This window comes from Pyxidicoccus caerfyrddinensis (assembly GCF_010894405.1).
Taxonomy (GTDB): Bacteria; Myxococcota; Myxococcia; order Myxococcales; family Myxococcaceae; genus Myxococcus; species Myxococcus caerfyrddinensis.
Genome location: NZ_JAAIYA010000086.1, coordinates 1 through 2142, shown reverse-complemented (window position 1 = coordinate 2142; position 2142 = coordinate 1). Strand labels below are relative to the sequence as shown.

Below are 2142 nucleotides of genomic sequence, written 5' to 3'. Positions count from 1 at the left end.
GCGCGTCCTTCTCGGTGTCGAGGCAGAGCGCGCGGGCACGGTGCGCCTCGGGGAAGCGCTCCAGCAGCGGGGACTGCGTCACCAGTGCCTCGGCGCCGCTGTCCTCCAGCATGAAGGCCAGACGCTCGCGCGGCAGCAGCGGATCCACCGGCACCCAGGCGCCGCCGGCCTTGAGAATGCCGAGCAGGCCGACGACGACGTCCAGTGAGCGCTCGACACTGAGCGCGACGCGGACCTCCGGCCCCACGCCGCGGCGGCGCAGCGCGTGCGCGAGCTGGTTGGCCTTCGCATCGAGCTGCCCGTAGGTGAGGCCATTGCCCTCGAAGGAGGCCGCCAGCGCGTCCGGCTCGTGGCGGACCTGGGCCTCGAAGAGCGAGTGGATGCACGCCTCGGGGAAGCCGGCGCGGGTGGCGTTCCAGTCCACCAGCAACTGGCGGCGCTCGTCTTCCGCCAGCAGGGTGAGGTTCGACAGCCGGCGCTCGGGGGCCGAGACGAGGGCCTCCACCAGCACGAGCAGGTGCCGGGCCATGCGCTCCGCGGTGGACGCGTCGAACAGGTCGGCGGCGTACTCCAACCCACCCTGGAAGCCGTCTGCGGTGCGCGACAGGACCAGCGTCAGGTCGAACTTGGCGACGCGGCCCTGGGTGGACATGGGCCGGAAGCTCAGCCCCGGCACGGACAGCTCCGTCGAGGGCAGGTTCTGCAGCATGAACATCACCTGGAACAGCGGGGCCTGGCGCAGGTCGCGCATGGGCTGCAGTTGCTCGAAGGGAATGTGCTGGTGGGTGAAGGCGCCCAGGGCCGTGTCCCGGACGCGGGCCAGCAACTCTCGCCCCGTGGGGTCTCCGTCCAGGCGCGTGCGCAGGACGAGGGTGTTGAGGAAGAAGCCGACCAGCCCCTCCAGCTCGGCGCGGTTGCGTCCGGCCACCGACGTGCCGACGGAGATGTCGTCCTGGCCGCTATAGCGTGACAGCAGCAACTGGAATGCGGCCAGCAGGAACATGAAGGGCGTGAGGCCCTCGCGAAGGCAGAGGGCGTCCAGGGCCTCGGAGAGTTCTCGCGGGAGCACGACGGGGACATGGCCTCCCCGGGGCATGGTGCGGTGCGTGCGCGGCCTGTCGGTGGGCAGCTCCAGCTCCTGCGGCGCACCCTCCAGTTGATGCCGCCACCAGGTGAGCTGCTCTTCCAGCTCGGCGCCCTGCAGCCACTGGCGTTGCCAGGCGGCGAAGTCCGCGTACTGGAGCGGCAGCGGAGGCAGGGGCGAAGGAAGGCCGGAGACGAAGGCGCCGTAGAACTGCGCCACCTCGCGCACCATGACGCCCATGGACCAGCCATCGGAGACGATGTGGTGGACGTTGAGGAGCAGCACGTGCTCCTGCTCATCGAGCACCAGCAGGGACGCGCGCAGCAGCGGACCCGTGGTCAGGTTGAAGGCGCGCAGGGCCTCCGCCTCTGCCAGTCGCTGGGCCTCGGCCTGGCGCTGCTCGGGAGGCAGCGAGCGCAGGTCGATGACGTCCATGCGCAGGGCCGTGGGCGGGGAGATGACCTGGACGGGGCCAGAAGGCTCCTCGCGGAAGGTGGTGCGAAGGGTTTCATGCCGGTGCACCAGCGCTTCGAGGCTGAGGCGCAGGGCTTCGGTGTCCAGCAGGCCGGACAGGCGAAGGGAGGAAGGGATGTTGTAGGCGGGGCTGCCAGGAGCGAGCTGGTCGATGAACCACAGCCGCTGCTGAGCGAAGGACAGGGGCAGTGCGGTTGTCCGAGGCACCGGGACGAGGGCGGGGGCCACGAGCCCCGTGGCCGAGTGCCGGGAAGATTCGATGCGCGAGGCGAGTGCGGCGACGGTGGGGGCCTCGAAGAGGGAGCGCAGGGGCAGCTCGACGCCGAGGGAGGAACGGACGCGAGAGATGAGCTGGGTGGCCAGCAGGGAGTGGCCGCCGAGGGCGAAGAAGTCATCCTGCGCGCCCACCTTCTCCACGCGCAGCAGCGCGGCCCAGAGGGAGGCGAGGATTTCCTCGGTGGGAGTACGAGGAGCGACAAACTCGGAGGAGGAAGACGCCTGCGGAGCCGTCAGGGCCTTGCGGTCCACCTTGCCGCTGGAGGTGAGGGGCAGGGCCTGAAGCACGGCGAAGGCGGAGGGCACCA

1 protein-coding gene is annotated in these 2142 nt (G+C 70.6%); it reads right to left on the bottom strand.

Annotated elements, in window-relative coordinates; genetic code table 11:
- On the bottom strand, positions 1–2142 hold a 2142-nt coding region (locus G4D86_RS51555), incomplete at both ends, for a condensation domain-containing protein (RefSeq protein ID WP_164003074.1).